The organism is Streptomyces capoamus, from assembly GCF_014654935.1.
GTDB classification, from domain to species: Bacteria; Actinomycetota; Actinomycetes; order Streptomycetales; family Streptomycetaceae; genus Streptomyces; species Streptomyces capoamus.
The window spans coordinates 342,356-343,160 of the sequence record NZ_BNBF01000002.1 but is presented as its reverse complement, the minus strand read 5'-3'; the positions used below and the strand labels follow the sequence as shown (position 1 = coordinate 343,160).

The 805-nt window shown below is 74.3% G+C and carries 1 protein-coding gene; it reads left to right on the top strand.

Going from position 1 to position 805, the window contains the following annotated elements; genetic code table 11:
- Positions 1-654: 654 nt before the first annotated feature.
- A partial coding sequence (rplJ, locus tag IE312_RS38840; RefSeq protein ID WP_229899145.1) for a 50S ribosomal protein L10 occupies positions 655-805 on the top strand: 151 nt, incomplete at its 3' end.

Genomic DNA, 805 nt, shown 5'->3' with positions numbered 1-805 from the left:
CCCCGGCGGGACCGGTCCCGCCGGGCCTGAGCCGGGCGGGGTGATTCCGGCAGGACCGAGCCGGTGAGCCGAGCCGGTGGGCCGAGCCGGGGGCCTGACGCCGACCACGCCGGCCCGGACGGCCCCTGCCGACCGGTCCGCGGGTCGTAGCCGGCCTGGCCGTGCTGGCGTCCGCTCGGGGCAGTGACGGCGCGTTCTGGCCGTCCGGTGCCCCGCTCGGCTCAACGGCGGCACACCCGGCCTCCGGGCCGCACCCTGGTCACGCCGGCGTCCCCTGCCCGTTCCGGCACCCCGCGCCCCGGGGCGCCGTCCGGTCCCGGGCCCGGCACCCTCCCACTTACCCCCTCGGCCCCCCGCCCGCCGCGCTTCAAACCGGCGATTTGCTCCTGGAAGCTCCCGTCCCGTACTCTCTTCGAGAAGCCAAAGACCGCTGGTCGTTGCCGTGCACTCGAACGAGGGTGCGGTGGCCGAAGGATCCGCTGAAAAGTGGGCGACCCGCGCAGGTGACTGTGGAAGAACTCCCGGAGTGCGCGCGCCGAGCGCGTGTGCGGCCGGTCGAGTCCGCCCCGTGCGCCTGCGCCGGGGCGTTTCGTTTTACCCAGTCCTCCTTCGGGTCCGCGCGGTCCGAATCACCCGGAAGGAGGCCGAGGCTCTATGGCGAGGCCCGACAAGGCTGCCGCGGTTGCGGAGCTGACGGACAAGTTCCGCAGCTCCAACGCCGCCGTGCTGACCGAGTACCGCGGTCTCACCGTGGCGCAGCTCAAGACGCTGCGCCGGTCGCTCGGTGAGAACGCCCAGTACGCCG